Genomic DNA, 23,937 nt, shown 5'->3' on the forward strand with positions numbered 1-23,937 from the left:
AGGATCAGATGGTACCGCTGCATGCGCGCAGCACGCACGCCGCTTTTGTGGAAAGTCCCCATACCCGCCACGCCACGATGTCGCTGCGGCGCTCGCGTGTGGACCTCGAGGTGGTGATTCCCGCCTACAACGAGGCTTCGCGGATCCAGTTCACGCTCCAGCGTGCCGTCGACTTCCTGGCACAGCAACCGTGGTCTTCACGCATCGTGGTGGTGGACAACGCCAGCGTGGATGAGACCGGCGCGCTGGTCCGGCGTCTCTCGCGGGAGGCGGGGGACAAGGTCCCGGTTTCGGTTATCGGATGTTCACGGCGCGGCAAAGGGGCTGCCGTCCGCCGCGGCCTGCTGAGCGGCACGTCCAAGTACACGGGTTTCTTCGATGCGGACCTGGCTACGCCCCTGGAAACCCTGACAGAAGTCATGTCCCACCTCGAGCTTGGCGCGCCGGCCGTGATCGGTTCGCGGCACGCCCCCGGTTCCCGGCTGATCCGGCGCCAGCAGTTTGGACGTCGGCTGGGTGGCAAAGCATTCCGGGTACTGACCAGGTCAAAGGTCAAAGGCATCTTTGACACGCAGTGCGGGTTCAAGTTCTTTGAGCGCGACGCCTTGACGGCCGCAATGGTCCAATGCCGTGCCACGGGCTTTGCCTTCGACGTCGAACTCCTGCTCCGGTTGCAGCACCAGGGCGCCCGCATCATCGAGTTGCCCGTGGCTTGGACGGACGGGGAAGCATCCACGTTCCGGCCTGTCCAGGACGGACTTGCGAGCTTCGCTTCCGTTCTTCAACTCCAGAAGCCCAAGCCATGAGTCCGATGCCGGTGGCACGCAATGCCGACCTCGCCGGCAAGAGTGTGCTGGTACTCAACTGGCGGGACATCAGGCACTCACAAGCAGGTGGCGCAGAACAGTACATGCACCAGATCTCGCGCCGATGGGTCGAGGCCGGTGCACAGGTCACGTGGTACACCGGACGCGACCACGGCCAATCCGCCGAAGACACCATTGACGGCATCCGTATCCTGCGCTCCGGCGGCACACTGGCCGTCTACGCCCACGCCGCGTTGCGGCTGTTGCGCACCCGCGGCCACTTTGACGCAATCGTGGATTGCCAGAATGGAATCCCCTTCTTTTCGCCCCTGTTTGTCCAAGGCGGTCCGCCGATCGTCCAGGTGGTGCACCATGTGCACCAGGAACAGTTCAGCACCAGGTTCTCCCCGCCGCTGGCCGCCCTGGGACGCTTCCTGGAAAGCACGGGAGCGAAGGCTGCCTACGGCCAGAGGGCCATTGCGGCCGTGTCCCCGTCCACCAGGATGGAACTGCGCAAGCTCGGCTTTTCCGGGCCTATCCACGTAGTGCCGAACGGCAGCATCGACCTGCCCACGGTGGCAGGTGACAAGGCTGCCGACCCCACCATTGCCGTAGTCAGCAGGTTGGTGCCGCATAAACGGCTGGAATTGCTTTTGGGGCAGGTGGCCGCGGCAGCCCGGGACATCCCCACCTTGAAGCTGGACATTGTGGGCGACGGACCGGAACGGCCGCGATTGCAGCAGCTGGCGACCGACCTTGGCCTGGACCACATGGTGACTTTTCATGGCTATCTGCCCAACCAGGAACGGGACCGCCTGCTTGGCAGGGCATGGCTGACCGCCTCCACGTCCGCCTCGGAGGGATGGGGCTGCTCTGTCATTGAAGCCGCCGCGTGGGGGGTTCCCTGCCTTGCACTGAGGGTTCCGGGCATCAGGGACTCGGTGGTCGACGGCCGGACCGGATGGCTCGTTGACACACCGAAGGAGTTCGGTGCCGCCTTGCTGGTGGCGTTGGACACCATGGCAGACCGATCCGCGGCCCGCACCATCACTGCACAATGCCGCGACTGGGCGCAGTGCTTTACCTGGGACCGGAGTTCGGCCCTGCTGGCCGGTGTCGTGACGGAGGAAGTACTCCGCCAACGCTCGCCCGGCCTCCGACCCGCCTCCGACATGTCAACGCTGGCCCGGTTCCGGATGCCCGATGGGGTGGATCTCCGCACCATCCTTGGGCCTACCGACGAAGTCAGGGACAACGGAGCGGGTGAGGTCACCGTCCTGTTGAAAGGGAGGGATGAGTTCGAAGCCTTTGCTGTGCTGCAGCGGATCGGTATTACGGCTCCGGAACTCAGGGCGGCCGGGCGCAACGTACTTGTGGCGGGGCCGCGGGACGCTTCCACCTTGGCAGATTCGGCTGATGGGCACTGAGGGAAGGACGGGTGGCGCGCCGCCCGCCGCAAAAGTTGCCCGCAGCAGCGGAGTGCTGGCTGTATCGGCAGGTGTAGTCGGCGTGCTCAGCTACGCATGCACCCTGTTGATGGCCACCATGCTCAGTACGGCCGACTACACCAGGTTCGCCGCCGCCGCCATGATGCTGGGCATGGTGGGGATTGTGGCGTCCGCGCTGGTGCCGTTGCCGTTGTCGCACGTGGTGGCCGTCCACCCCGCAGGTTCGCTGGAACGCAGGGACGGTATGGCTTTCTCGGTTTTTGTATCCGTCCTTGCCGGCGTTGCTGCTGCGTTGGTGACCGGGACGATCACCCTGGCCCTGGGTTCTCCTTCTCTGGCAGGGGCGGTGGCGCTGGGGTCGATGGCGATCTTCGCGGTCACCGCACCAGCCGGGTGGCTGCAGGGTGAACTTCGATTTTCCTGGTACGCCGTGACCAATGTCGGAGAAGTCCTGGCCCGGTTCCTGTTCAGCCTCCTGGTGGTGGCCCTTGCCTGGGGCGCAGGGGGAGCGGTGCTTGGATTCGCCGTGGGCTCCGTGGTGCCGCTGGTAGTTCCAGCGTCCTTCTTCCGCGACCTGCAGTGGCGGCCCAGCGTGTTGCGGGAGAGGGGGAGATGGGCCGAAACGGGCGACATCGCGTCGGTCTTGTGCGTGGTTTCCGTGCTGGTGGGCCTGGACGTGGTGGTGGTCGGTTTCCTTGACGGTGGCTCGGTGCCCGCTGCCGGTTTCCAGGCCCTGGCCACCATTGCCAAGGGGCCGGTGTACGTTGCAGCAGGGACGGCCCTGGTGGCCTTTCCGCTGCTTCGCACCCCTGGCGCGGACATCCGGCAGGTCCTGACGGATGCGTTTACGTCATTCGGCGAGCTGGCAGTCGTGGCCTTTTCCATCATTGCCACGGCACCTCACACCGTGGCGGGAATCATCATCCCGGCGAAATACCATGGCTCGCTCGCTTCGCTGCCGTGGTTGGCTGCCGCCGGTCTTGGCTACGCCGTCATCATGGTGTTGTCCACGATTCTGCTGGCCCTGGGAGCTTACCGGCGTTGCCAGTTGGGTCTTGTGTTTGCCACGGCGCTGATCCTGGCTGCGCTATGGGGCGGCTGGCAGTTGCAGGGAGTGGCTGGGCTGACGATCGGTTCGGCTCTGGGTTCCGTGGCTGCAGCCCTGGTGCTCGCCGCAATGGCCCGGCCCGTGATGAACGGCAGATCCGGGAAAAGAAACCGGGCCAGGCCCCTGTGCCTCGCCATCGCAGTGGTTGCTGCTTTGGCAGCGGCAGCCTGGCTGCATCCGGTTGTTTGGCTCATTCTGGCTGCCGCCGTGGGTGCAGCAGCACTGATCCGGCAGCGCGGGCAGGGGGCACCGCGACCCGCGTCGGCGGCAGCACATGAACGGCATGCCGGAGGACGGCCATGACGGCAACGGGATGGAGGTCGCTGCACCGGCAGTCCCTGGCCTGGGTCTCAAGCATCGGCCGGCGACCCGGAAGCATGGTTCTGCGCCTGGTGGGCAGCCGGATCTTTGGTGCTTTCGCAGTGGGTGCCGGGGCGTTGTGCGTCCACGCTGTGGGGTTGGAACGTGCCTTCGAGGTGTGGGTCGATGAGCTCCTCTACGTCCAGTTGGGGCAGTCAGTCAGCGCCGGCCACTTTCCCACCCTGCCGGACGGGCCGTTCTTCCTGCATCCGCCGGGGTACTTCCTGCTTGAGGCGGCGGTGATCTCGGGCTATGGCATTCTGTGCAAGGACTTCTTCATCATCTGTACTGCCGCCCCTCTGGTGCTGGCTGCGGTCTGGAAACGCACCCTGCCCTGGCGTCACGCCGGGGTGGTTCTGGCTTCCTCTGCAGTGCCCTACACGGCCTACCTGATGGTGGTGGCCCTCAACGGATTCCTTCCCTCGTGGTGGGAGGCCAAGAGCCAAGGACTGTTGAGGGTGAGTGGGGTGGAGAAGAGCACGGGCTTCACCGCGGAGGGTTCGCCCAGCATCGTCGACAGGCTGGTAGAGCAAAGCGCCACCTTCGGAACCAGCTATGTCCTGCTGGCGCTGTGTCCGATCGCGGGACTCCTGCTGTGTTTCAGCCTCAGCGCGCCGTGCCGGCTGCTTGGCCTCGTGGGACTGGGGCTGGGCACTGCGGGAGCCTACAGTGCCCTCTTCGGCACCTTCGAAGAGCAGTACGGTTACGGTGTCATGGTTGCCGGCGTCATTTGCGCGGTATTGGCGGTGACGGAGCTGCGGCACCGGTTCACTCGGGGACGAAGGGTCTTGGCCGCCACCGCAGCCTGCTTCGTCGCCATGACCATCCTGCTGGGAACCAGGACCGTCGCCACCGTGGACAGCGGCTTTGTCCAGGCCAGGGAATGGGTCCGGACCCATCTGCCCGCCGATGCCCGCGTCAGCGTCACCAACAGCACCGGCAAGCACATCTTCGAGCACGATCCACGGTTCGGCGTCTGGCCATCCGCGGCCCTGATGCAGGCACACGGCGCCAGCTACATCCTCACCCAATCAGCACCCACACTGCAGGGATATGGCTATGCCAACCCCACCATGCTGGCATGGCTTGAGGAACATGCTGTGGCCGTCTTCGGCGCTTCCGGACCCACCAACGGCCGGACAACGTTGTGGTGGGTGGACGGGCAGGATTTGAAGGAAGCCGCTGCCACCAACGTTGGGTCCCCGTCCAAGGACTCCGGAACAGAACGGTAGGAGCATGAGAATACTGCATCTGGGCTTTGAAGACCCCGCCATGCCTGGGGCAGGCGGCGGTTCGGTCAGGACGCACGAGATCAACCGGCGGCTCGCCACCCAAGGATTCTCCATCACCGTGCTGACCACGCGGTACCCGGGGTGGGCGGAACGGACACAGGACGGGGTGCACTATGTGCCGATTGGCTTCGGCCAGGGGAGGAACCGGCTCACGAGACTGCTTTCCTACATCCTTTGCCTCCCCGTCGAATCCCGTCAACGCAGGGACGGCGTGGACCTGGTGGTGGAGGACTTCTTCGCACCGTTCTCCACCATGGCGGCTCCGGCCTGGACCGGCAGGCCAACCCTTGCCATGGTCCAGTGGCTCCACGCCCGGGACAAAGCCAGGCAGTACAAACTGCCCCTCCACTGGTTGGAACTGATGGGGGTACGCCGGCATCGGAGGGCTATCGCCGTGTCCCAAGGCATCGCAGACCGGCTCGCTGCCATGAATCCGGCGCTCCACACAGAGGTGATCGGCAACGGCGTTGACCCTGAAGCCTGGAAGCAGGACCCACGACCCGGTCGCGATGTCCTGTACATCGGCCGCCTGGAATTCGGGGCCAAAGGCCTTGACCTGCTGATCGAGGCGTGGCGGCAGTGCATCGACCGCATGGACGGTAACCTGCTGATCGCCGGGACGGGCCCGGATGAGGAGAAGCTGCGTGGGGCAATCATGAAGGCCGGACTATCCGGTCGGGTGCGGCTGATGGGGTGGCTGTCCGGCGAACCGAAGTTCCGGGCCATGGCCAACGCCCGGTTGGTGGTTGTTCCGTCCAGGCAGGAAACCTTCGGCCTGGTGGCCCTTGAGGCGCTCGCCGTGGGAACGCCCGTGGTTGCCTTCAGGATTCCTTGCCTCCGGGAGATCGTTCCGGAGGGAACGGGCTGGCTGGTTCCGCCTTTCCACGCCGCAGCGCTCGCCGACGAACTGGTCCTGAGGTATCCGCAGGCGGGAACGGAGGACCTGGCCGGGGCATGCCGGGAGTTTGCCCGGCGGTTCGATTGGGACTCTCTGGCAGAGTTGCAGGCCCGCGCCTACCGCAGCGCGACGGCGGCATGACATGACATTCGGCTTTCCCGTTGAACGCCGGGAGGAGCAGGGCGCCCCGTGGCTTTTCCTCTCACCCCACCTGGACGACGCCGTGCTGTCCTGTGCGGCGCTCATGGCAGCCCAGGCGGGGAAGCGCGACATCGTTGTGGCCACGGTCTTCACGGAGGCATCGCCTCCGCCCCACACCCGGGCCGCGCTGTCCTTCATGCGGCAGTGCGGTGCCCATGACGCGGGGCGGCTGTTCGAGGACCGCCGGGCCGAGGATCATGCGGTTTTATCCGCACTGGGGGCGCAGTCCATCCATTTGGGTGCGGTGGATGCGCTATTCAGGCGGCGGACCCCCGGCCGGAGCCTGCTCCCCGCGATCACCACCATGGCAGCAGAACGCTTCGCGCCGGAGCTGACGCACCTCTATCCCACCTACCGTTTCGATATCGCCCTCGGCCGGATCGCCAAAGGGGACCGGAGGCTGCAGCAGGACCTCCGGGCCGCCGTCGACGACCTCATGGCCGTGTCGGGAGCGGAGCTTCTGTTCTGTCCGGCCGGTGTCGGCAACCACGTGGACCACCTGATGACGCGGGAAGCCGGTGCCGGGCACCGCGACAAGATGGTCTTGTATTCCGATTTTCCCTACGACCTCCTGTCGCACCCGGACCCGGCGCTCCTGGGAGGGTTGGAGCCGTGGACATGGGAAGAAGGGATCGAGTTCAAGCCGGGATGGATCCGGCACTACGGCACCCAGGTCGGGGCCCTCTTTCCCGACGGCGTAATCCCGGTCAAACCGGAAACATACTACGTGTCAGGGCATCTCAGCCGGAGCCTTAAACACAAGACGGCCCGGGCTTTGGGCCCGGACCGCATCTTGTATCAGGAAACTCAGCTTTCGCCGGCCGAATCCGAACGGCCGAGGATGGTCTGGGGGATCCAGAACGCCAAAGCGAACAAGCCGAGGCAGACAGCCATAGGCCAGACGTTGTCCAGGGTGAGGAAGGACAGCGAGTAGATGGCGCCAAGGAAGCAGACGATGATCACGGCGAACAGGACCAGGCTGGTGCCGAGGCTGTTCTCTTTTTCAATCGGGGCGCTGGTAGCGTTCTTGGACATTCGTTCCTCCTCAGCCCTGAAGGGCTCAAAATCTGTGGCGGTCACCGGTGGCCTCAGTACGCGGATGAACCCTGTTCACCTTTGACGATGGCAATGCCGGAACTGGCGCCGATACGTGTTGCACCTGCAGCAATCATAGCCTGTGCATCGGCCAGGGACCGTACGCCGCCCGAGGCCTTCACGCCAACCCCGGGGCCAACAGTGCTGCGCATCAGGGCAACGTCTTCCACCGTTGCTCCGCCACCGTTGAATCCCGTAGAGGTTTTGACGAAGTCTGCCCCGGCCTCGACGGCGGCCTGGCAGGCGGTCACCTTTTGTTCGTCCGTCAGCATGGACGTCTCGATGATGACCTTCAGGATGGCCTCGCCGGCGTGCACGGTTTCTGCGACGGCAGCAATGTCTTCCACCAGCGCGCCCTTGTCGTTTTCGCGGGCGGAAGCCATGTTGACCACCATGTCGATCTCATTGGCGCCGTCCAGGACTGCGCCGCGTGCCTCGAACGCCTTGACGTCCGTGGGTGTCGCGCCGAGCGGGAAACCCACCACCGCGCAGGTCAGGACGCCGGATCCCTTGAGGGCCTTGGCGACGGTCTTGACCCAGATGGGGTTGACGCAGACGGACTTGAATTTGTACTCGACGGCCTCGGCGCACACCTTCAGGATTTCAGCTTCGCTGGCCTCGGGCTTCAGCAGGGTGTGGTCGATGTAGGAGGCGATGCCGGCTTGGTTGCTCATGGAATCCTTCCGTGCCGGGCGTGGCCGGCCCGGTGGCCGCAGGGTTGTCACTGCCCGTCAAAGGACCATCTTGCCATATGGGCCGGACCCGGCATCGGCCCTGCTCAGGCGGCCGCGCCGGCTGGTTCCCTGCTGCCCAGGGAGTCCCGGCGACCCAGGAGTCCGGACGCGCAGAGCGAAGCTGAGGATTCTGCCGTGAGGAGGAGCCCGAGCCGAAGGCCGTCGCAGGAGGCGGCGTCCCCGATCGCCCAGATGCCGGGTACCGAGGTGGCGAGGTCGCGTCCCACCGCAATGCCGCCGTCGGGGGCTGTGCGGAGACCGGCGCTGGCGGCCAACTCGCTGCGGGCCGTGCGTTCTTCGGCCAGGACCACCAGGTCACCGTTCATGCTGCTGCCGTCCTCGAAGAGTATGCCTGTAGCCGGCAGCGGGGAACCTGCCATGGAGGGAACGACGGCGGCCGGGCGCAGCGTGGTGCGTACGGGACGGACACCGCGGGCGCGAAGCACGGCTTCGGCCTGTCCGGCTGCCGGCCCGGTGCCCACCAGGATGCCGAGGGGACGGCGACCGACGATCCGGGTGACGTCCTTGACCGCCTCGCCGATCGCTCCGGCGTCGTCGATGGTGGAGTAGTTCAGGCCGCAGTAGGCTCCCGTGACCGGTGGCAGGGCCGGGGCGGAACCAGTGGCGATGACCAGCTGGTCGTAGGCGAACTCCATGCCGTCCACGGTGGTGACCCTCCTGGCGTCGGCGTCGATGAAGCTGGCAGCCTGGCCGAACCGGACGGATACCTGCGGCAGCTCTGCGAGTTCCAATAACTCCTCCGGGCAGTCGTCACGGTTGCTGAGGACAGTGACGGTGCCGTTGAAAGGTTGCTGGCGGGGGATGGACTGACCGGCGAGGCGCCGCACGAGGGCCTGGGCTGCGGGGCCCGCCCCTGCGATGACGATGTGGAGGGAAGCTGCGGAGGAGGTGGCGGACATGGTGGGTCCTTTCGCTGGTAAGACCTGTTTGGTGCTGTTGGTTTTCAGCGTAGAGTGCCCTTTTTTCGCTGGTGTTTCCCGGCTGTTGCCATCTTTCGTTGTTCCGTAGTGTGCCGTTTACCGGCCGGTAATAACGTGCGTCACATCCGCTGCAGGACAGCCCTTGTCAGTACCTCCGCAGCAGCTCCCGCAGCCCGTTCGCGGCGAACCCCGCGACGGCGCCTGCCCGGTCTGCGAGGCCGTGGGCGCCCACCGGCTCTACGGAGCCCAACAGGCCTGCAGCATCCGCCAGGGACATTGTCAGTTCAGCAGTGGCATCCCCGACCTTCAGCCGGGCCCGGCGCGAGTCCATCCAGGCGTCCGGACCGGGGTCGTCGTGCAGGGTGCGCGTCACGGCGACGTCCTGCCACCCGCCGTCGAACCTGGTCCGTGCGCGGTAGGTGATGTCATTGCCGTCCGTTTCCACATGTCCGCCGGCCAGGAAGGTCCGTCCGTTGAACCGGGGGTGGTCCAGGTAACCGGTGAACTGCGGGTTTCCGCCGTCAGGTGACGAGGGCAGGATGATTGTGGCGCTGAAAGTGAGCGGCTGGCCGCCGACATTGCCCCGCAGGGTGTCGGTGAAGCGGACCCCCGGAGCGGGGTCGGTCATGGCGGTGCAGGTGTGGTCCTTGGCAACGCCATCGGGTTCCATGGTGTCGAGGTATTGCCGGGCATCGCGGTAACCCATGGCTACGAGGGTGTCGGCACTGATCCTGCCCAGGTAGAACTCAGGGTCCAGCGGCAACGGGTGCTGCGGCCGGATCACGTGCAGGATGAAGTCGCGGCCGGCAGCGGCAGCGGCTTCGAAGTCCGCCAGCAGGGCACCCATGGCGCTCATTTCGATCATGTGCACGTACTGCTCCAACGGACCGTCGCCCCAGTACGGCGAGTTTCCGATGCACCAGATGAGCCAGACTTCGTCGGCGCCCCGCCGCAGCGCCTCCTGGACGTTGGCATCGCGCATCCATACGGCATCGGTCCACACGCGTCCGTCACGCTCCAGCGGGGCCAGGAAGATGGGCAGCGACATCCCGGCGGCCATCAACCCGGCGTCGATCCGGGTGGCGTCGATCGCGTGGCACCGCTTTTCGGTGAATTCCACCACGTTGAAGGAACCTTCGACGGCGCCCGGTTCCGTCGCCCGGCTGCGGATGGTTGCGTCGTTGATCCCCAGGGCAGGGAAGACCTTCTGCAGGATGCCGTCAGCATCTCCCAGGGCAGGGAGGGACCACGGCCCTTTGAGGTAGTTGCCCAGTGGGAGGGCGGAGCCGAAATCCTTCACGTCCACCGCTGACCACCGGCTGCACATGTCGGCAGGTCCGATACCTGAGAGCAGCATTCCCGCCGTCAGGATGCCGCCGGATGTGCCGTCAACATGGTGGAACGCCAGGTTTTCCTCATCGAGTGCCTTCATGACCCCGGCTTGCCAGGCCACCCTCATCCCGCCGCCGGCCAGCACCAGGGAGCGTTTCATGGGGCCAGGCTTTGAGGCCGCTGGCTGCCGGGCTTGATGCGGAGCCAGTATGCGAAGAGGAGCGCCGCCGTCGCGAGGTCGAAGAACGCGACCAGGAGGGCCAGTGGAGAGAACACGCCGTTCAGGACCCCGATGCCGACGGCGCCAAAGGCGCCTGCTTTCTGGACGCCCGACCACAGGATGACTTCGGGGGATGGCCGGGCGGCCAGCAGCGTGTGGAGGAGCAGGCCACCCACCACCACCATGAACATGCCCACCGTCCCGAAGAGCTGGACCGCACCCGGAGTCGGGTCGCCTCCGATGAGCCGCAGGATGGTGGAACCAAAGGGGATCTGGGAGGCTCCGGTGAGGATGGTGATGACCGCGATCGCAGCAAGGACGGCCCGCAGGGGGTCGGCCCGGGTCCAGGCGCGAACGCTGCCCTGCCGCGCAGGGTAGGCGGGCTGGTGGGCGGTCATGCGAACGTCTCCCACAGCTTGCCGCGGTCCACCAGGACCCACACGATTGCTGCCCAAGTGAGCGTGGAAACGTAGAACCGGATGTCGTTCAGCAGCATCCAGCGTTTGAGGAGGGACCGCAGTTCCGCGTCGTCGGCAAAGTCGCCACCCCGGATCCGGACATTGATGGGGATAATGAGGCCTTGGCCCACCCACGTCAGCACCACGATCCCCACCAGGCAGATGATGGCCGGGACCAGTCTCAGGGTGCCCCACTCGGACCAGACCAGGATGCCCCCGGAGATGAACATGAGGGGGACCACCGCCGTGAAGAACCTGGTAGCCGCGCGCGTGGGAATCCCGAAGTAGGTGTCAACGTTATCGCGTGACAGGCCGTGCCAGGTGGGGTAGAGGAAGAGCTTCAGGACCCACATGGTGCCCACGTACATGGTGGCGCCGAACAGGAAGTAGAGGGCATTGGCAAGGAGGAGCCAGTTCATTGGGCACCGCCTCCCGGGTGGACAGCGCCGGTGACGCGGCTCCGGTCCGGTGGGGCCAGCCATTCCTGGCCCTGCCCCAGGTTCACCACGCTGTCCAGCATCTCTCCTCCCCGGAGCCCTGCGGCGCCTGCTTCTGTGGGGGCGGTGAGGAACCAGGCCTCGTAGTGGTCGTCCAGGACGCCGTGGGCTTGCGGCAGCCAGGCGGTGAAGACCGGTTTGGGTTCCACTTGCAGGTTCTTGAGTGGTTCGACGCCGGGGGCGTCACCGAGGACGAGCCGGGCCTTGGCCGCGGACCCCAGGGCGATGTCACCGGTGGCTTCGAAGTAGATGTCCGATTTCCAGAGCATGTTCCGGAAGACGCAGTAGTTGGAAGCGGCGAGCTTGAGCGGCAGCCCTGTTGGGCCCGGTGCTGCGGGCCGTTCGATTTCGACGTAGCAGCCCAGTTGGCCGTCCTTGTCGTACTGCGCGGAAACCGTGGAGTCGGTGACCACGAAGTCCAGGCTGGCCTGGTGCTTGGGCATGCCCCAGATTCCTTTTCCTCCCTTGACGGAGATTTCCGAACTGACGGGGAGGTCCACCACGAACTGTCCCAGGCGGAAGGTCTTCTGGAACAACAGCGGAAGGATGGGTGGTGCAGGCCTGTGGCCGTGCGTGATGGCGATGGCCAGCGAATACTCGATGTATTTGCCGATGTCCGTTGACTTGTAGTTGACCACGGTGACCACCAACAGGCCTTTGCCACCCAGGCTGAACGGCCGCAGTTCAGAACCGGGCAGGGCTGCCGCGGCCGCTTTCTTGTTGATCGGGAAGGCGGCCATGAGCACGGGGGAGTCGTCGGAGTTGACGGGCATGGTGTATTTGATGCCGTCCGCCAGTGCATGGTGGCCCCGCAGGCGTTCCTGGCGCCGGGGGACCGGGGAGGGCATGAGTTTGAGCAGCGGGGTGGCCAGTTCGGTGAGTGTTTTCATGAGTTCAACTCCTTGACGATCACCGGGAACGTGTCCTGCCATGCTTGGTCGCCGAAGAAGACGTCCAGGTGGCCGTAGCCGGGAATGAGGTGCAGTGTGTCTTTCCCGGGCCGGTGCTTCTGGAAGAACGCATGGGTGCGTTGTTGGCTTTCGGGGAGGAAGCACCGGTTGTCCAGGCCCGCGATGAAGGCGAACCTGGCGTCCGTGCGGGGCGCCTGCGCGGTGAAGTCCTCCGGCAGTTCGGGGTGGTTCCCCGCCGCGACCATGTGGCCGGCGCGGATGCTGCGGCCCATTTCCTCGAAGAATGTCACCGGCACTTCGGCAAATTCACCGCTGAGCCATTGGTGGGTTTGGTCGCTGAGGTTTTCGTGGGACCACAGGGCCGGACGCCCGCTGCCGTAGGTGAAGCTGACCATCTTGCAGACCGTGTTGTCGCATTCGTGATGCGTGGCCTTGACCATCCCGCGGATCGCCCGGGTGAAGTAGCCCTGGGATTTGTAGCCCCAGGCGGGGGACAGGTATGGAGTGAAGGCTTTGACGACCGGTGTGAGGTAGTCGATCTTCAGCCGGGAGAACGCCGGCACCACGGGGTGGAGGGAGACGGCGTTGGACACGATGGTGTCAACGTGCGGCAGCAGTCCAGCGACCGCCGACATGGTGAAGGACGTGGAGCCCTGGCAATGAATGACAGCTTTCAGGCTGCGGGCTCCGGTGGCCTGGAGTACGTGGTCCACGGCCGCGGGATGGTCGTATACGGCAGCGTCGGCGAGGGTCCAGGACAGCGGCTCAAGATCGATGGATGCCCGCCAGTTCAGCATCCAGACATCCCACCCGTCTTCCAGCAGGACGTCCACCACGGTGGTGCGGACCGGCGGCCTGAACAGCTCGGCCCTGACTCCGGACCCATGGACAAGGAGGACCGGTCCTTTGCTTGCCTCCGCCGGCGACGTGACGTGGACCAGGCTCAGCGGTGTGTTGTCCCGGGCACGGAACGGGATGACCTCGGTCCGGTGCTCGGCACGGGTGATGATCATGGTGCGGTTCCCTTCCGTGCGATGGTGATGGGTTCTTCAAGCAGTTCCACGGCGGGCGGGCCGGCCTCCGGGACCAGCCGCGCGCCGTCGTCGTCGTTGTCGGCAAACCGCCAGTCACGGCAGATGGTGTCCACCACCAGCGGGTAGACCGTGAGCGTGCCGTCCGCGGCGAGGTGGAGGCGGAGGAAGCCCTTGTGGTCCTCGATCGACTGCCCGGACATCCTCCAGGACGCCACTTCGCCGCTGGGCGTTGCCAGGATGAACAGGGCAAAGGCTTCGCTGCCCAGGGTCCACCCGCCGGCATGGAACAGTGCCAACGCCAGGACCACGACCACGACGTCCGGCCACGTGCCGGGCCAGGGGATGATGATCACGACGGCGGCACTCACCGCGAGCGCGCAGAGCTGGTAAAGCGAGCCCCGGGCAAAGACCACGACCCCGGCGGCGGCCTGTCCCATGGCCCTGGTTGCCAGGGAGACCAGCGCCAGGAGGACGGGAAGGGCAAGGACCAGGACCGCGAGGCCCGGCAGTGTGGTGCTGCGGGCCATGTCCCGGAGCGTGTCCACGTAGGATGCGCCGTGGAAGGCGCTGAGGACTGTCCAGAGGGTGAGCGCGGCGACGACGTGCAGGACTCCGAGCGAGGCGCCGAAGCCTGGATTGCGGAGGGGTAGCCACGAGGACGACAGGGGGTTGGCGAGCCGGGCGCCCAGTACGTGGGAGTCCTCCGGGCGCGGGTAGCCGGCGGGGGCCTTGGTGTACAGGCGGCTGCCTGGCGCCGTTTCGGTCTGCGGTGCGGCGGAGTGGTGGGCGGTTGCTGCGTGGGGCGGCAGGGCCAGCTGGCCTGGTAGTCCCCGGGCATCGGAGAGGTAGGCGCCGCCCAGGCCGCAGGTGATCAGCTGCGTCGCCGTGGGCTGGGGGCCTCCGGTCAGGTCTTCGGCGTACCGGGAGTAGTGGTGCAGGTCGCCGGTCAGCCAGAGCCGGACTTCCGCTCCGGTGGGTTCGAACAGGCCGGTCTCCGGGTTGAAGCGTCGCCGAAGGTAGTCCTGTTCGAAGAAGTGCACCTGCCTGAATTCGTTGTGATGGTCTCCGGCGGCGTCCGGGCTCGTGGCGGGTGCGTCAACCCAGAAGGGAGCGGCGACGCAGAGGATGATGGCGTCCCCGGGCTGCAGTTGCCGGGTGACGTTTTGGTAGAAGTAGTCCAGCTGTGGTTCGTCGATGTATTGGCCCAGTTGGCTGTCCAGGCCAAGGAGCCACCAGCCCGGGGTGCCGGGGAGATCGGGTGTTGGGGGCCGGCCCGTGAGGCGCACGGCGAAGTAGCTTCGGGTTTGGATCGTCCGCCAGCCGCCAATGGCCCGCTGGCGGGTAAACACGCGGATGAAGGACGTCAGGCCGTCGTACCAGTCATGGTTCCCCGGCAGGGCCAGCATGATGGGTGGCTTGTTGTTGGGTCCGCTCTGCGCGTTTTCCGGCGGGTTTGTGCCGTTCTGCGGGCCCGGCAACGGTCGGGCAGGGAAGGCCGTCCTGTACGGCCCGGCCATCCGGTTCTCGTAGGCGGCGGGGGAAGCGACCGGGTAGACCTCGTCGCCGCCGAGTACCAGGACCTGGCCCTTGGACAGTTCACGTCCGTTGACTGCGAGCGCTTCCTGGGCCAGGAGCCACGCAACGGTGTAGGTGGCGTCGAAGCCGTCGCCCAGGTCCGCCGTAAAGTCTAGCCAGAGCTCTTCAGGTCCGGTGTCCGGGTTGTTGCCGCGACTTTGAAGTTCGCGGGGGTTGGGCAGGCCGCGGCTTCCGACGGGTGGCTGCGCGGGCTGGCCCGGTGTCGGGAGCGTGTGCAGGCTGAGGTGGTCGGCGGGAAAGCTTCCTTCGAGCTCGCGTTTGTCACCGAAGTCGGCGAAAACCGTAGCTGCCGCCACTTTGAGGGCTGTCCTTGCCAGCGATGCGGGTGAGAGCCAGCGGACCGCCGGCTGCGGGGTGAATCCGAGTGCGGCACGGTGGTGGGTGAGCTCCCGGCTTTTCATTCGTGGTCAGCGTCCTCGCCGGGGCCGGGGCTGCGTCCCGGCTCTACCGGATGTCCCGGCTGTCCCGCGGGGACCGCCCCGGAGCGGGAAGGGAACACGTGGGACGCTGTTGCCGTACACCTGCAGGAGTTCCCCGCCGAACAGCTTCATGAACGCCGCCAGGCCCGCTGCCGGTGCGGGCCCTTCGGCCCGGAATGTGGTCAGTTGCCTCGCGAAGTCCAGCGGCCGGATGTAGAGGATGCCGGCTCCCACCACGCCCTCCCGTTCCGTGGCGGTGGACGCGGCTGGTTCGCTGGCAGCCTCTTCCGGGACGTGGCCGCGGAGGATGGTGGCGTACAGGACCGTGGTGTCCGGCCACAGGTCGAATCCGGCCTCGTTGTGGATGAGTTTGTGACCGGTGAACGTGAAGGGTGTGCCGCCGGGGTCCCGAAGCCACAGCCGGTACAGCATGCGTCGGGCGGGGCGGCCGTCGGGCGAGGCGTCCTCGACGAACAGGTTGAACCAGCCGCGTTCCACCGGCATGCGGCCGCCGAAGTAGTCGGCCAACACGTAGCCTTCGGCGTGGGCGGGATGGCGCGGATCGGCCACGAAGGCGTCGATGTCCCGGGCCGTAATCGTCAGCTCGAACATGATTTTGCGGCTGCGGTCCCGTCCCAGGCTGCGGCCCCGTTCGGGGTCGGTCACGCCGGGGCTGAACCATCCGTGCATCTGTTCTGTGAAGCGTACCGATGTCGCTTCCTGCGGATTTCCGGCCATTGCGGGGCCGAGGCTCCGGCTCCGGACACGGGGTTCGGGTTCCGTCCGGGCTGCCGGCTTTTCCTCGGGGGCCGCTTTCCCTTTGGTAGCGTCCGGTGCCAAGGCCCGCGGAGCCAGCGCACCGGCGTAGACGACGGCGCCCGCAGCTTCCCGCTGAACGGTCACCCTTCCGCCGGGGTCGCCTGCGCCGCTTGTCCAGCCGTTAGCGTCCGGTCCGACGGCGTCTGCCGGAGTGATGCCGCGGTGCCGCGGGGTGTCCGGGACGTCGAGGACGTGGGCACAGGTGCGTTCCGCGAACGCCGAGATGGTCAGGGAAGGGTTGGCGCCTACAGGGCCGGGCATGGCCGCACCGTCCACCACGAACAGGCCCGGGTACCCGAAGACCTCACCGTAGGAGTCGCAGACGGCCTCGCCTGGGTGGCGTCCGGAGGGTGCTCCGCCGATCGGGTGGACTGTGATGACGCGCTTGGCCCACCACAGTGGATTGTCGATGAAGTCGCCGTCCAGATCCTGTGCGATCGCTTCCATGGTTGCCCGGACCCGGGTGAAGTACTCCTTGGAGGTAGCCATGGTCCAAGAGATCGCGAGCCGTCCGTCACGGAGGGTCAAGACGCCGTCGGGAATGTCCCGGCCCATGCCCAGCAGCGGCACGGAACTCGAGGACAACCGGCCGTCTCCCAGCGCAGCCGCCAGGTCCGCCGAAACGTTGGAACGGCCCGCGTCGAAGAGCCTGTCCTTGAGCAAACGGGCTGCCACCTTTGCCGTTCTCTTGACCGTGGTTCCCAGCTGGGCCGTTTCCATGAGCCAATTGATGAAGGCCGGATACCCGGCGTCCTCCACGTAGTAGCCCCGGCCGTCGCCGTCGTCGTCATTGACATCCGGCACCCTGATGGCTGTGGTGATCACCGGGCCGCGGCTGCCGGTGAGTGTCCGCACACCGGGCGGTGAACCGTTCTGCGCCGGTGTCCTGGCGCCCATCACGAACGTCAGGAGGTCTCCGTTCCCACTGAACCGGGTCCCCAGGGCGTCGCTGAGCGCGGGCAGGGAACCCCGGTTCCGCAGCAGGAGGAAGTTGGTGCCGAACGTCCCCGCGCCCAGGAAGAGCCGCTTGCAGTGGATGATCTGTTCGGTGAGCAGACCGCCCCGGTTATCCGGCCGGTGGACCACGAACCGTACCTCGTAGCCGCCGCCGTCCAGTGGCCTGATGCCGCGGACATCATGGAAGGTGCGGATGTCCGCGCCCAGGGCAGCGGCCGCGGAAAGGTAGTTGTGGTCCAGGGTGTTCTTGGCGCCGGCGTTGCAGCCGATGTCGCACTCGCCGCTGAGCGTGCAGGTGGTCCGCACCGTGCCGGGACCGTGGATACTGCCATAGTCCGGCAGCCTGAGGGGTTGGTTGGTCCGGGGCTCACCGTCCCGTTCGGCGGCGAAGGTGACGGCGATGGGCGGCCGGGAGATGTTCAGTCCGAGGTTGGCGGCTGTTTTCTCCATGGCGAGCGTTTTGGCCGTGTCCCGGTAAGGATAGGGGACCGGACGGAGCATCTCCTCCGCGGCCTGGTAGTAGGGGTCGAGGTCGGCTCGCGTGAAGGGCCAGTTCTCGTAGCCACCGCCCGGGACCGGTGACTCCTTGACGAACCACTTTTCATCCTTGCGGAGCAACACGTTGGCGTAGATGAGCGAGCCGCCGCCCAGCCCGCTGGACACCAGCCCCTCCGTGCCCCGGAATGTCCAGGCGTCGAACAGCCCGTACAACCCGCGGTCCGGGTCCCAGAAGTTGCGGCCCATCTCTGAGGGGGAACGCGCGAAGCTCCCCGGCGGGTACGGTTTGCCGCGCTCCATGAGCACCACCGACTGGCCCGCCTCTGCCAGTCGAAGGGCAACCACGGATCCGCCGAACCCGGAGCCCACCACCACGGCGTCCACTTTTTCCGGCGTTCCGTTGCTGCGGCGTGGAACATCATCGGCGGTTCGGTATCCCGCATCCCCAGTGTTCCCGGTCCCCAGACGACCCATGGCCGTTCCTCTCGCAGGAGAACTGACCTGAAGACATGCCGTGCGTGGCCGGGCGATGCCTCCGCGGACTATTGGCCCTTATGTTCCCACCGGGCCCCGGTTCTGTCCATGAGGTGGAGTAATCCGCGTGTACACCATGTCGAAGTCATGCTCCAGTGGCCCGCCCGGGTACGTGCCACGTTCCAGGCGGGCGGTGATGGTGTTGCCGTCGTTGCTGATGCGGCCGATAAAGCGCTGGGGCCAATCCGGGCCGTCCCTGAAAAGGATCCACTCGTTGTCCTTGAGGGTCATGTCGTAAATCCGGGCGACGCCCCGCGAGTCGTAGTAATGCTGCTGGAATGCTCCGTCGGAGCCGGTAGCCCCGATAATGCTGACCGCGTTGGGGTATTCGGGCCGTTGGACCGTGGAACGCTGGATCAGAAAGCCCCCGCCCTCCAGCCATTCGAAGCTCGTCCGACCACTCGTTTCGGCGCTGGGAATGGTGGTTTCCCATTCGCCGACCAGGATGTCCAGTTGATCAAGTGTGGGTTGTGCTTCCCGTGCCATCACTGTCCTCTCTCGCGTGCGAACAGGTTCAGGCTAGGACCCGGGCGCTGCACTGCATAGGGTTTTGTTGCTCCGTTTCCACAAGGCCGTGACCACGCCCGGAAGCGGTGGCAGGATATGCGCATGAGCCGAGTCACCTGCGATCTCACAGTGTCCCTTGACGGCTACGTTGCCGGACCACGCCAGAGCCTGGAAGAACCGCTGGGTGCGGGCGGCGAAACGTTGCACCGGTGGCAGTTCGAGGAACGCGAGGCCAATGCAGCGGAGGTGGCGGGCATTCTCGACGCCGGGGCGTACATCATGGGGCGGAACATGTTCGCAGGGCCTGGAAACGGGCCGTGGTCGGCGGACTGGCGCGGCTGGTGGGGTGAGGAACCGCCGTACCACGCGCCCGTATTCGTCCTGACCCGTCACCCCCGAAAGTCCTTGGAGATGCAGGGCGGAACCACGTTCCACTTTGTCACGGAGGGTATTGAAGCCGTTCTTTCCAAGGCCCGTGAGGCAGCAGGCGGCAAGGACGTCGCTGTTGCGGGTGGGGCGTCGACGGCCAGGCAGTTCCTTTCTGCCGGGTTCATCGACGAACTCCGGCTCCACGTCGCACCGATCATCCTGGGCGGTGGCGAGCGTCTGCTCGATGGTGTGGGAGACCTGAAGCTTGAGCCCCTGGAAGTCCGTGGGACACGCCTGGTGTCCCACCTTCGCTACAAGGTGGGCTGACCAGCTGACCGTAATGTCCGGCATCCGCTGTACACTCAAGTATCGAACATATATTCGAATAAAGGTGTGTTGTGGGCGTGATAGTCGGCCCCCGCGTGATAGATGCGGGCTTATCCATTGTGTCGGTGCTGTTGGCTCCCGTGGCCGTTCCGGCCGGTTATCCATCGCCGGCCCAGGACTACTTTGACGGGCGCATAGACCTGAACGAGCACTTGATCAAGGACGTCACCAGTACCTACGTGGTGCGGGTGACCGGCCAGTCCATGGAGGGCGCCGGTATCAGTGACGGAGATGAGTTGATCGTCAACCGGGCGCTCGAACCCAAGGATGGGTCCGTGGTGGTGGCCGTTCTGGATGGCGAGCTGACCATCAAAAGGCTTCGCATTACGCCGTCCGGCGTGGTGCTCCAGGCGGACAACCCCAAGTATCCGGATATCCGGGTGCCCGCACTGTCCGAGTTGACCATTTGGGGTGTGGCCACCACGTGTCTGCACCACGTTTAGGGGGCGGGGGCGGCTGTGGAGTTCCGCAGTATTAGTTGTGGCATCAGGCGCCTGTCCGTGACCGGGGCATCGGGGTTGTTGAGCCGCTCCAGTGCGGTCTCTCCAGCCAGTCGGCCCAAGTCCAGGGCGTGAAGGTCAATGGACGTCAGGTCGATGCCGTGCAGGCGGGCTGTCCGCGAATTGTCGTAACCCACCAGGGACAGGTCGCCGGGAACCTTCAGGCCGCGTGCGAACGCGGCCTCCCGGACACCGAGCGCGAATTGGTCGTTGTGGGTGAAGATCGCCGTGGGTCGATCCGGCGTGTCGAGAAGGGTGTAAGCGGCCCGTTCGCCGGCTTCCTGGGTGTAGTCCGCTGCGGTCACCACGTGCGGTACCAGCCCGGCGCCGGTCATGGTCCGTTCATAGCTTGTGCGGCGGACGGTATGGCCGTGGTGCTCCGGTCCGGCGACGTGGGCGATGCGCCGGTGGCCCAGTGCAAGCAAGTGTTCGGTGGCCGCGCGGGCGCCGGCGTCGTCGTCGGAGTAGATGCTGTCCACGCCCTCCACCCTGCGCGCCACGCTGACCAGGGGTACCACCTGTGCAAGCTCATGCACTTGCTGGTCGGTGTCCAGCAGGGTAGCGGCGATGATGATGCCCATCCGCGCCTCGATCAACGAATCCACCGCACCCTGGTCCACGCCGTCGAGGGTCCGCGAAACGCTGAGGATCAGCCGGTTGCGCTCATGGGGCAATGCACTGCGGACGCCGTTGAGGATGTCTGCGTAGACATCGTTGCGGATATCCATGAGGTAAAGCCCGACGGCGGAGCGATGCTTGCGTGCCAGGTCGGCGGCTACCGCGTTGGGTCGGTAACCCAGACGCTTTGCGGCGTCCAGGATTGCCTGCCGGGTTTCGCCGCTGACCCCCGGGGCTCCCCGGAAGGCGAAGGAAACCAAGGTCCGGGACACTCCAACTTCCCGCGCCACATCGTTCTGCGTGGCCGGGCGTCGCTGATGGTCGGGTGCCATGGACCCATCCTCCCACGCCCGCGACGTCACTTGTTCGTCATTTGTTAGTTTGACCTTACATTTAAACCTTTCGCGCGTTAGTCTTGTTTCAGAGCGGGTGGTTATGACCCGCACCACACTGACAAAGGAGTCCTGATGTCTGCTACGCAAATGCAGCGGGATGGCGCGCCCGGCATATCACTTCCTCCCCTCACCGGGGGACCGCACCGCAAGCGCCTCGGTCTCGTCGCCCTGGTCGCCACCTTCGGTGGCCTGCTGTTCGGTTATGACACGGGCGTGATCAATGGCGCCCTCCGGCCAATGACGGCCGAACTTTCCCTCACCCCGCTCACGGAAGGGATTGTCACCAGCTCGCTGCTGTTCGGGGCGGCCGCCGGGGCAGTCGCCGGCGGCAGGCTCTCCGACGGATGGGGGCGGCGGAAGACCATCATCCTGCTTGCCACCTTGTTCTTCGCCGGAACCCTGGCCTGCGTCTTCGCTCCGGGTTTTGAAGTCATGGTTCTGGGGCGGATCATCCTCGGCCTCGCAGTGGGCGGTGCATCCACCGTGGTTCCTGTTTTCCTGGCGGAGCTGGCACCCTATGAAATCCGTGGCTCCCTGGCAGGGCGCAACGAACTCATGATCGTTATCGGTCAGTTGGCCGCATTCGTGGTTAATGCCATCATCGGCAACCTCTGGGGCGAATTCGGCGGAGTCTGGCGCATCATGCTCGCCGTGGCCGCGGTGCCGGCCGTCGCTCTGTTCTTCGGGATGCTCCGGATGCCGGAATCACCGCGCTGGCTCATCTCCAAGGGCCGCAGCCAGGAGGCGCTTGCCGTCCTCAAGACCATCCGCTCCGAGGAACGCGCAGAAGCGGAAATGGCGGATGTCAAGCATCTGGCCGACGAGGAGAGGGCTTCGAAGGCGACCTCCTGGGGTGCGCTGAAGGACAAGTGGATCCTGCGCATCATCCTGGTGGGCATCGGCTTGGGTGTTGCCCAGCAGCTGACAGGCATCAACTCGATCATGTACTACGGCCAGTCCGTGCTCGTTGAAGCGGGATTCGACTCCAGTGCGGCCCTCATCGCCAACATTGCCCCCGGCGTTATCGCGGTGGTGGGCGGCGTGATAGCCCTGGCCCTGATGCAGCGCATGAACCGCCGCACCACCCTGCTCCTTGGGTTCACCTTGACCACGGTCTGCCACTTCCTGATCGGTATCGCCTCCATCCTGCTCCCCGAGGGCAACGGGGCGCGTCCGTTCGTGATCCTCTTCCTGGTGGTGGCCTTCGTTGGATCCATGCAGACTTTCCTGAACATCGCCGTATGGGTCATGCTGTCCGAAATCTTCCCGCTGCACGTGCGTGGCTTCGCTATCGGGTTGTCGGTCTTCTGCCTGTGGATCGCCAATGCGCTCCTGGGCCTCTTCTTCCCGACCCTGGTAGCGGGCGTCGGTATCACCGGAACGTTCTTCCTGTTTGGGGTGGTAGGCATCCTTGCCCTGGTCTTCATCTACACGCAGGTTCCGGAAACCCGCGGCCGTACCCTGGAGGCGCTTGAGGAAGACGTGACCACCGGCGCCATCTACCTGGTGCACCGGAAAGAATCCGTGAACTCCTGACCCCTGAAGGCCCGGGAACAGAGCAGCGCAGCACGTCCGGACGTGCTGCGCTGCTCTGTGCTGGTCTAGAGTGTCTGCCCGCCGGAACGGCCGTGGGCGAGCCCGGTCGGGAAGCCGGCAAATGCGGGTTCCGGAGTCACACAGCATCCGCCCTGGGATCCGGCGTTTTGGGATGCCGTGGTGGCGCCCGCTGCGGGGACGTCACAGCTGGTGCCGGCGTCAGTGGAGCAGACCCCGGTTTCGGGCAGTTCCAGGTGAACGGTGCTGGCTGCTGCGTGGTCACCCGCGAGGGCTGCGGCAACAGAACGGACTTGCTCGTAGCCAGTGGCGAGCAGGAACGTCGGGGCGCGACCGTAGGACTTCATGCCGGCGATGTAGAAGTCCTTTTCCGGGTGGGCGAGCAATGCCGCTCCATGGGGTGGAACGGTGCCGCACGAATGGAACTCAGGATCGATCAGCGGCCCCAGCCCGGTGGGTGCTTCCACTGCCGGGTCCAGGTTCAGACGCAGTTCGCGCAGGATGTCCAGGTCCGGCCGGAACCCGGTGCAGGGCACAATGACGTCGGCGTCGATAGTGCGTCCGTCGACCGCTTCAACCGTGACGCGCGTGCCGAGGGATTTCAAGGCGGCGATGCCGAACCCGGTGTGGAGTTCGATGGTTCCGGTCTCCACCAGGCGGCGGAGCCGGGACCCGAGTTGGCCGCGGGCGGGCAGCCCGTCGGCGTCACCACCACCGTAAACCTTCTCAGCCGACGCGCCACGGACGGCCCACAGGATAGTGGTGTCCGGTGCGTCCTTGGCGAGGTCTGCGAGGTTGATCAGGGTGTTCGCTGCTGAGTGGCCGGCGCCGACGACGAGGACACGGCGACCGGCGAACGTGGCACGGTCCCGGCCTGCAACGTCAGGCAGGGGCAAGGAGATCCGCCCGGTGGCTTCTTCTTCGCCAATTGCGGGCAGTCCGGAGGTGCCGAGGGGGTTGCGGGTGGACCAGGTGCCCGAGGCGTCGATCACGGCAGCGGCCACGTGGTCGCGGATCACGCCGCCATCGTGTTCAACGCGGACGACGAACGGGGTGGTGTCCCGGTTGCGTCCGTGGGTTTTGTCCAGGCCCTGGCGGGTCACAGCGACGACTTTCGCGCTGGTTTGGAGGCGGGTGGCGATCGGCGTGGTGGCGGCCAAGGGGGTGAGGTAGTTGTCGATGAGTTCGCCGCCATAAGGCAGGGCCATGGGACGGAGTTGCTCCCAACCCGTCGTCTGGAGCAGGCGGACGGCAGCGGCGTCGAGGTTGAAGCGCCACGGAGAGAACAGCCGGATGTGCCGCCATTGTTCGATGGCCGCACCGGCGGTCGGGCCTGCTTCGAAGATGACCGGTTCCAGCCCGCGTTCCAGGAGGTGGGCGGCCGTGGCAAGACCGATGGGCCCTGCCCCGATCACGGCGACGGGAAGGTTCTTCGTTGAATCCATGCTG

The 23,937-nt window shown here is 65.9% G+C and carries 21 protein-coding genes and 1 pseudogene; 9 read left to right on the plus strand and 13 right to left on the minus strand.

Annotated features, from left to right (window positions below; translation table 11 throughout):
- Positions 1–8 precede the first annotated feature (8 nt).
- From ACUYMZ_RS07600 to ACUYMZ_RS07625, 6 genes and pseudogenes are all read left to right on the plus strand, one after another.
- A complete protein-coding gene (locus ACUYMZ_RS07600; protein ID WP_481602625.1) occupies positions 9–806 on the plus strand; it encodes a glycosyltransferase in 798 nt (265 codons plus the stop codon).
- Positions 803–2,233, plus strand: coding sequence for a glycosyltransferase family 4 protein (locus ACUYMZ_RS07605; protein WP_481602626.1), 1,431 nt, complete (start codon positions 803–805; stop codon positions 2,231–2,233). The genes ACUYMZ_RS07600 and ACUYMZ_RS07605 overlap by 4 nt, the downstream gene beginning before the upstream one ends.
- A complete protein-coding gene (locus ACUYMZ_RS07610; RefSeq protein WP_481602627.1) occupies positions 2,223–3,665 on the plus strand; it encodes a lipopolysaccharide biosynthesis protein in 1,443 nt (480 codons plus the stop codon). The genes ACUYMZ_RS07605 and ACUYMZ_RS07610 overlap by 11 nt, the downstream gene beginning before the upstream one ends.
- Positions 3,662–4,954 carry a hypothetical protein gene (locus ACUYMZ_RS07615; RefSeq protein WP_481602628.1) on the plus strand — a complete coding sequence of 431 codons (1,293 nt, stop codon included), beginning with the start codon at positions 3,662–3,664 and terminating at the stop codon, positions 4,952–4,954. Before ACUYMZ_RS07610 ends, ACUYMZ_RS07615 begins: the two co-directional genes overlap by 4 nt.
- A 4-nt stretch (positions 4,955–4,958) precedes the next feature.
- Complete coding sequence (locus ACUYMZ_RS07620; RefSeq protein WP_481602629.1) at positions 4,959–6,053, plus strand: glycosyltransferase family 4 protein; 1,095 nt, start codon at positions 4,959–4,961, stop codon at positions 6,051–6,053.
- Position 6,054: 1 nt separating this feature from the next.
- Positions 6,055–6,621: pseudogene (locus ACUYMZ_RS07625) on the plus strand (PIG-L family deacetylase); the annotation flags it as partial.
- 299 nt (positions 6,622–6,920) lie between these two features.
- Here ACUYMZ_RS07625 and ACUYMZ_RS07630 read toward each other — a convergent pair.
- From ACUYMZ_RS07630 to ACUYMZ_RS07680, 11 genes are all read right to left on the minus strand, one after another.
- Complete coding sequence (locus tag ACUYMZ_RS07630) at positions 6,921–7,148, minus strand: hypothetical protein (protein ID WP_426006595.1); 228 nt, start codon at positions 7,146–7,148, stop codon at positions 6,921–6,923.
- A 53-nt stretch (positions 7,149–7,201) separates the two neighbouring features.
- Positions 7,202–7,882: a deoxyribose-phosphate aldolase gene (gene deoC, locus ACUYMZ_RS07635; RefSeq protein WP_426006596.1), complete on the minus strand. Its 681-nt coding sequence runs from the start codon at positions 7,880–7,882 to the stop codon at positions 7,202–7,204.
- 104 nt (positions 7,883–7,986) lie between these two features.
- Entirely contained in the window at positions 7,987–8,862 is an 876-nt protein-coding gene (locus tag ACUYMZ_RS07640; protein ID WP_426006597.1) for an FAD-dependent oxidoreductase, read from the minus strand.
- A 166-nt stretch (positions 8,863–9,028) separates the two neighbouring features.
- Complete coding sequence (locus ACUYMZ_RS07645; RefSeq protein WP_481602630.1) at positions 9,029–10,375, minus strand: patatin-like phospholipase family protein; 1,347 nt, start codon at positions 10,373–10,375, stop codon at positions 9,029–9,031.
- On the minus strand, positions 10,372–10,833 hold the full coding sequence (locus tag ACUYMZ_RS07650) for a hypothetical protein (protein ID WP_481602631.1): 462 nt from the start codon (positions 10,831–10,833) through the stop codon (positions 10,372–10,374). Before ACUYMZ_RS07650 ends, ACUYMZ_RS07645 begins: the two co-directional genes overlap by 4 nt.
- Complete coding sequence (locus tag ACUYMZ_RS07655; protein ID WP_481602632.1) at positions 10,830–11,312, minus strand: hypothetical protein; 483 nt, start codon at positions 11,310–11,312, stop codon at positions 10,830–10,832. Before ACUYMZ_RS07655 ends, ACUYMZ_RS07650 begins: the two co-directional genes overlap by 4 nt.
- Complete coding sequence (locus ACUYMZ_RS07660; protein WP_481602633.1) at positions 11,309–12,280, minus strand: acetoacetate decarboxylase family protein; 972 nt, start codon at positions 12,278–12,280, stop codon at positions 11,309–11,311. Before ACUYMZ_RS07660 ends, ACUYMZ_RS07655 begins: the two co-directional genes overlap by 4 nt.
- Positions 12,277–13,314 carry an alpha/beta hydrolase gene (locus tag ACUYMZ_RS07665; protein WP_426006603.1) on the minus strand — a complete coding sequence of 346 codons (1,038 nt, stop codon included), beginning with the start codon at positions 13,312–13,314 and terminating at the stop codon, positions 12,277–12,279. The genes ACUYMZ_RS07660 and ACUYMZ_RS07665 overlap by 4 nt, the downstream gene beginning before the upstream one ends.
- Positions 13,311–15,332 carry a hypothetical protein gene (locus ACUYMZ_RS07670; protein ID WP_481602634.1) on the minus strand — a complete coding sequence of 674 codons (2,022 nt, stop codon included), beginning with the start codon at positions 15,330–15,332 and terminating at the stop codon, positions 13,311–13,313. Before ACUYMZ_RS07670 ends, ACUYMZ_RS07665 begins: the two co-directional genes overlap by 4 nt.
- A gap of 6 nt (positions 15,333–15,338) precedes the next feature.
- On the minus strand, positions 15,339–18,098 hold the full coding sequence (locus ACUYMZ_RS07675; protein WP_481602635.1) for a GMC oxidoreductase: 2,760 nt from the start codon (positions 18,096–18,098) through the stop codon (positions 15,339–15,341).
- 78 nt (positions 18,099–18,176) lie between these two features.
- Positions 18,177–18,644, minus strand: a complete 468-nt coding sequence (locus ACUYMZ_RS07680; RefSeq protein ID WP_481602636.1) for a hypothetical protein — start codon at positions 18,642–18,644, stop codon at positions 18,177–18,179.
- Between the two features lie 123 nt (positions 18,645–18,767).
- Here ACUYMZ_RS07680 and ACUYMZ_RS07685 point away from each other — a divergent pair, with 123 nt between their 5' ends.
- Positions 18,768–19,361 (plus strand): dihydrofolate reductase family protein, encoded by a 594-nt coding sequence (locus ACUYMZ_RS07685; protein ID WP_481602637.1) that lies wholly within the window; start codon positions 18,768–18,770, stop codon positions 19,359–19,361.
- Positions 19,362–19,432: 71 nt separating this feature from the next.
- A complete protein-coding gene (locus ACUYMZ_RS07690; protein ID WP_426006608.1) occupies positions 19,433–19,864 on the plus strand; it encodes a LexA family protein in 432 nt (143 codons plus the stop codon).
- On the opposite strand, the gene ACUYMZ_RS07695 is transcribed toward ACUYMZ_RS07690, so the two are convergent.
- Positions 19,861–20,871, minus strand: coding sequence for a LacI family DNA-binding transcriptional regulator (locus ACUYMZ_RS07695; RefSeq protein ID WP_481602638.1), 1,011 nt, complete (start codon positions 20,869–20,871; stop codon positions 19,861–19,863). The two genes, ACUYMZ_RS07690 and ACUYMZ_RS07695, sit on opposite strands and share 4 nt — an antisense overlap.
- Before the next feature lie 135 nt (positions 20,872–21,006).
- On the opposite strand from ACUYMZ_RS07695, the gene ACUYMZ_RS07700 reads away from it, so the two are divergent.
- Positions 21,007–22,470 (plus strand): sugar porter family MFS transporter, encoded by a 1,464-nt coding sequence (locus ACUYMZ_RS07700; RefSeq protein WP_481602639.1) that lies wholly within the window; start codon positions 21,007–21,009, stop codon positions 22,468–22,470.
- 65 nt (positions 22,471–22,535) lie between these two features.
- On the opposite strand, the gene ACUYMZ_RS07705 is transcribed toward ACUYMZ_RS07700, so the two are convergent.
- A complete protein-coding gene (locus ACUYMZ_RS07705) occupies positions 22,536–23,933 on the minus strand; it encodes an FAD-dependent oxidoreductase (RefSeq protein ID WP_481602640.1) in 1,398 nt (465 codons plus the stop codon).
- Between the last annotated feature and the right edge of the window lie 4 nt (positions 23,934–23,937).

This window comes from Arthrobacter sp. T572 (assembly GCF_056780115.1).

Coding starts and splice junctions, on each gene's coding strand:
- ACUYMZ_RS07680 (WP_481602636.1), bottom strand. CDS start 18,644: ATGGCACGGGAAGCACAACCCACACTTGATCAACTGGACATCCTGGTC.
- ACUYMZ_RS07620 (WP_481602629.1), top strand. CDS start 4,959: ATGAGAATACTGCATCTGGGCTTTGAAGACCCCGCCATGCCTGGGGCA.
- ACUYMZ_RS07605 (WP_481602626.1), top strand. CDS start 803: ATGAGTCCGATGCCGGTGGCACGCAATGCCGACCTCGCCGGCAAGAGT.
- ACUYMZ_RS07630 (WP_426006595.1), bottom strand. CDS start 7,148: ATGTCCAAGAACGCTACCAGCGCCCCGATTGAAAAAGAGAACAGCCTC.
- ACUYMZ_RS07685 (WP_481602637.1), top strand. CDS start 18,768: ATGAGCCGAGTCACCTGCGATCTCACAGTGTCCCTTGACGGCTACGTT.
- ACUYMZ_RS07695 (WP_481602638.1), bottom strand. CDS start 20,871: ATGGCACCCGACCATCAGCGACGCCCGGCCACGCAGAACGATGTGGCG.
- ACUYMZ_RS07615 (WP_481602628.1), top strand. CDS start 3,662: ATGACGGCAACGGGATGGAGGTCGCTGCACCGGCAGTCCCTGGCCTGG.
- ACUYMZ_RS07610 (WP_481602627.1), top strand. CDS start 2,223: ATGGGCACTGAGGGAAGGACGGGTGGCGCGCCGCCCGCCGCAAAAGTT.
- ACUYMZ_RS07600 (WP_481602625.1), top strand. CDS start 9: ATGGTACCGCTGCATGCGCGCAGCACGCACGCCGCTTTTGTGGAAAGT.
- ACUYMZ_RS07655 (WP_481602632.1), bottom strand. CDS start 11,312: ATGAACTGGCTCCTCCTTGCCAATGCCCTCTACTTCCTGTTCGGCGCC.
- ACUYMZ_RS07650 (WP_481602631.1), bottom strand. CDS start 10,833: ATGACCGCCCACCAGCCCGCCTACCCTGCGCGGCAGGGCAGCGTTCGC.
- ACUYMZ_RS07645 (WP_481602630.1), bottom strand. CDS start 10,375: ATGAAACGCTCCCTGGTGCTGGCCGGCGGCGGGATGAGGGTGGCCTGG.
- deoC (WP_426006596.1), bottom strand. CDS start 7,882: ATGAGCAACCAAGCCGGCATCGCCTCCTACATCGACCACACCCTGCTG.
- ACUYMZ_RS07675 (WP_481602635.1), bottom strand. CDS start 18,098: ATGGGTCGTCTGGGGACCGGGAACACTGGGGATGCGGGATACCGAACC.
- ACUYMZ_RS07640 (WP_426006597.1), bottom strand. CDS start 8,862: ATGTCCGCCACCTCCTCCGCAGCTTCCCTCCACATCGTCATCGCAGGG.
- ACUYMZ_RS07665 (WP_426006603.1), bottom strand. CDS start 13,314: ATGATCATCACCCGTGCCGAGCACCGGACCGAGGTCATCCCGTTCCGT.
- ACUYMZ_RS07705 (WP_481602640.1), bottom strand. CDS start 23,933: ATGGATTCAACGAAGAACCTTCCCGTCGCCGTGATCGGGGCAGGGCCC.
- ACUYMZ_RS07670 (WP_481602634.1), bottom strand. CDS start 15,332: ATGAAAAGCCGGGAGCTCACCCACCACCGTGCCGCACTCGGATTCACC.
- ACUYMZ_RS07660 (WP_481602633.1), bottom strand. CDS start 12,280: ATGAAAACACTCACCGAACTGGCCACCCCGCTGCTCAAACTCATGCCC.
- ACUYMZ_RS07700 (WP_481602639.1), top strand. CDS start 21,007: ATGTCTGCTACGCAAATGCAGCGGGATGGCGCGCCCGGCATATCACTT.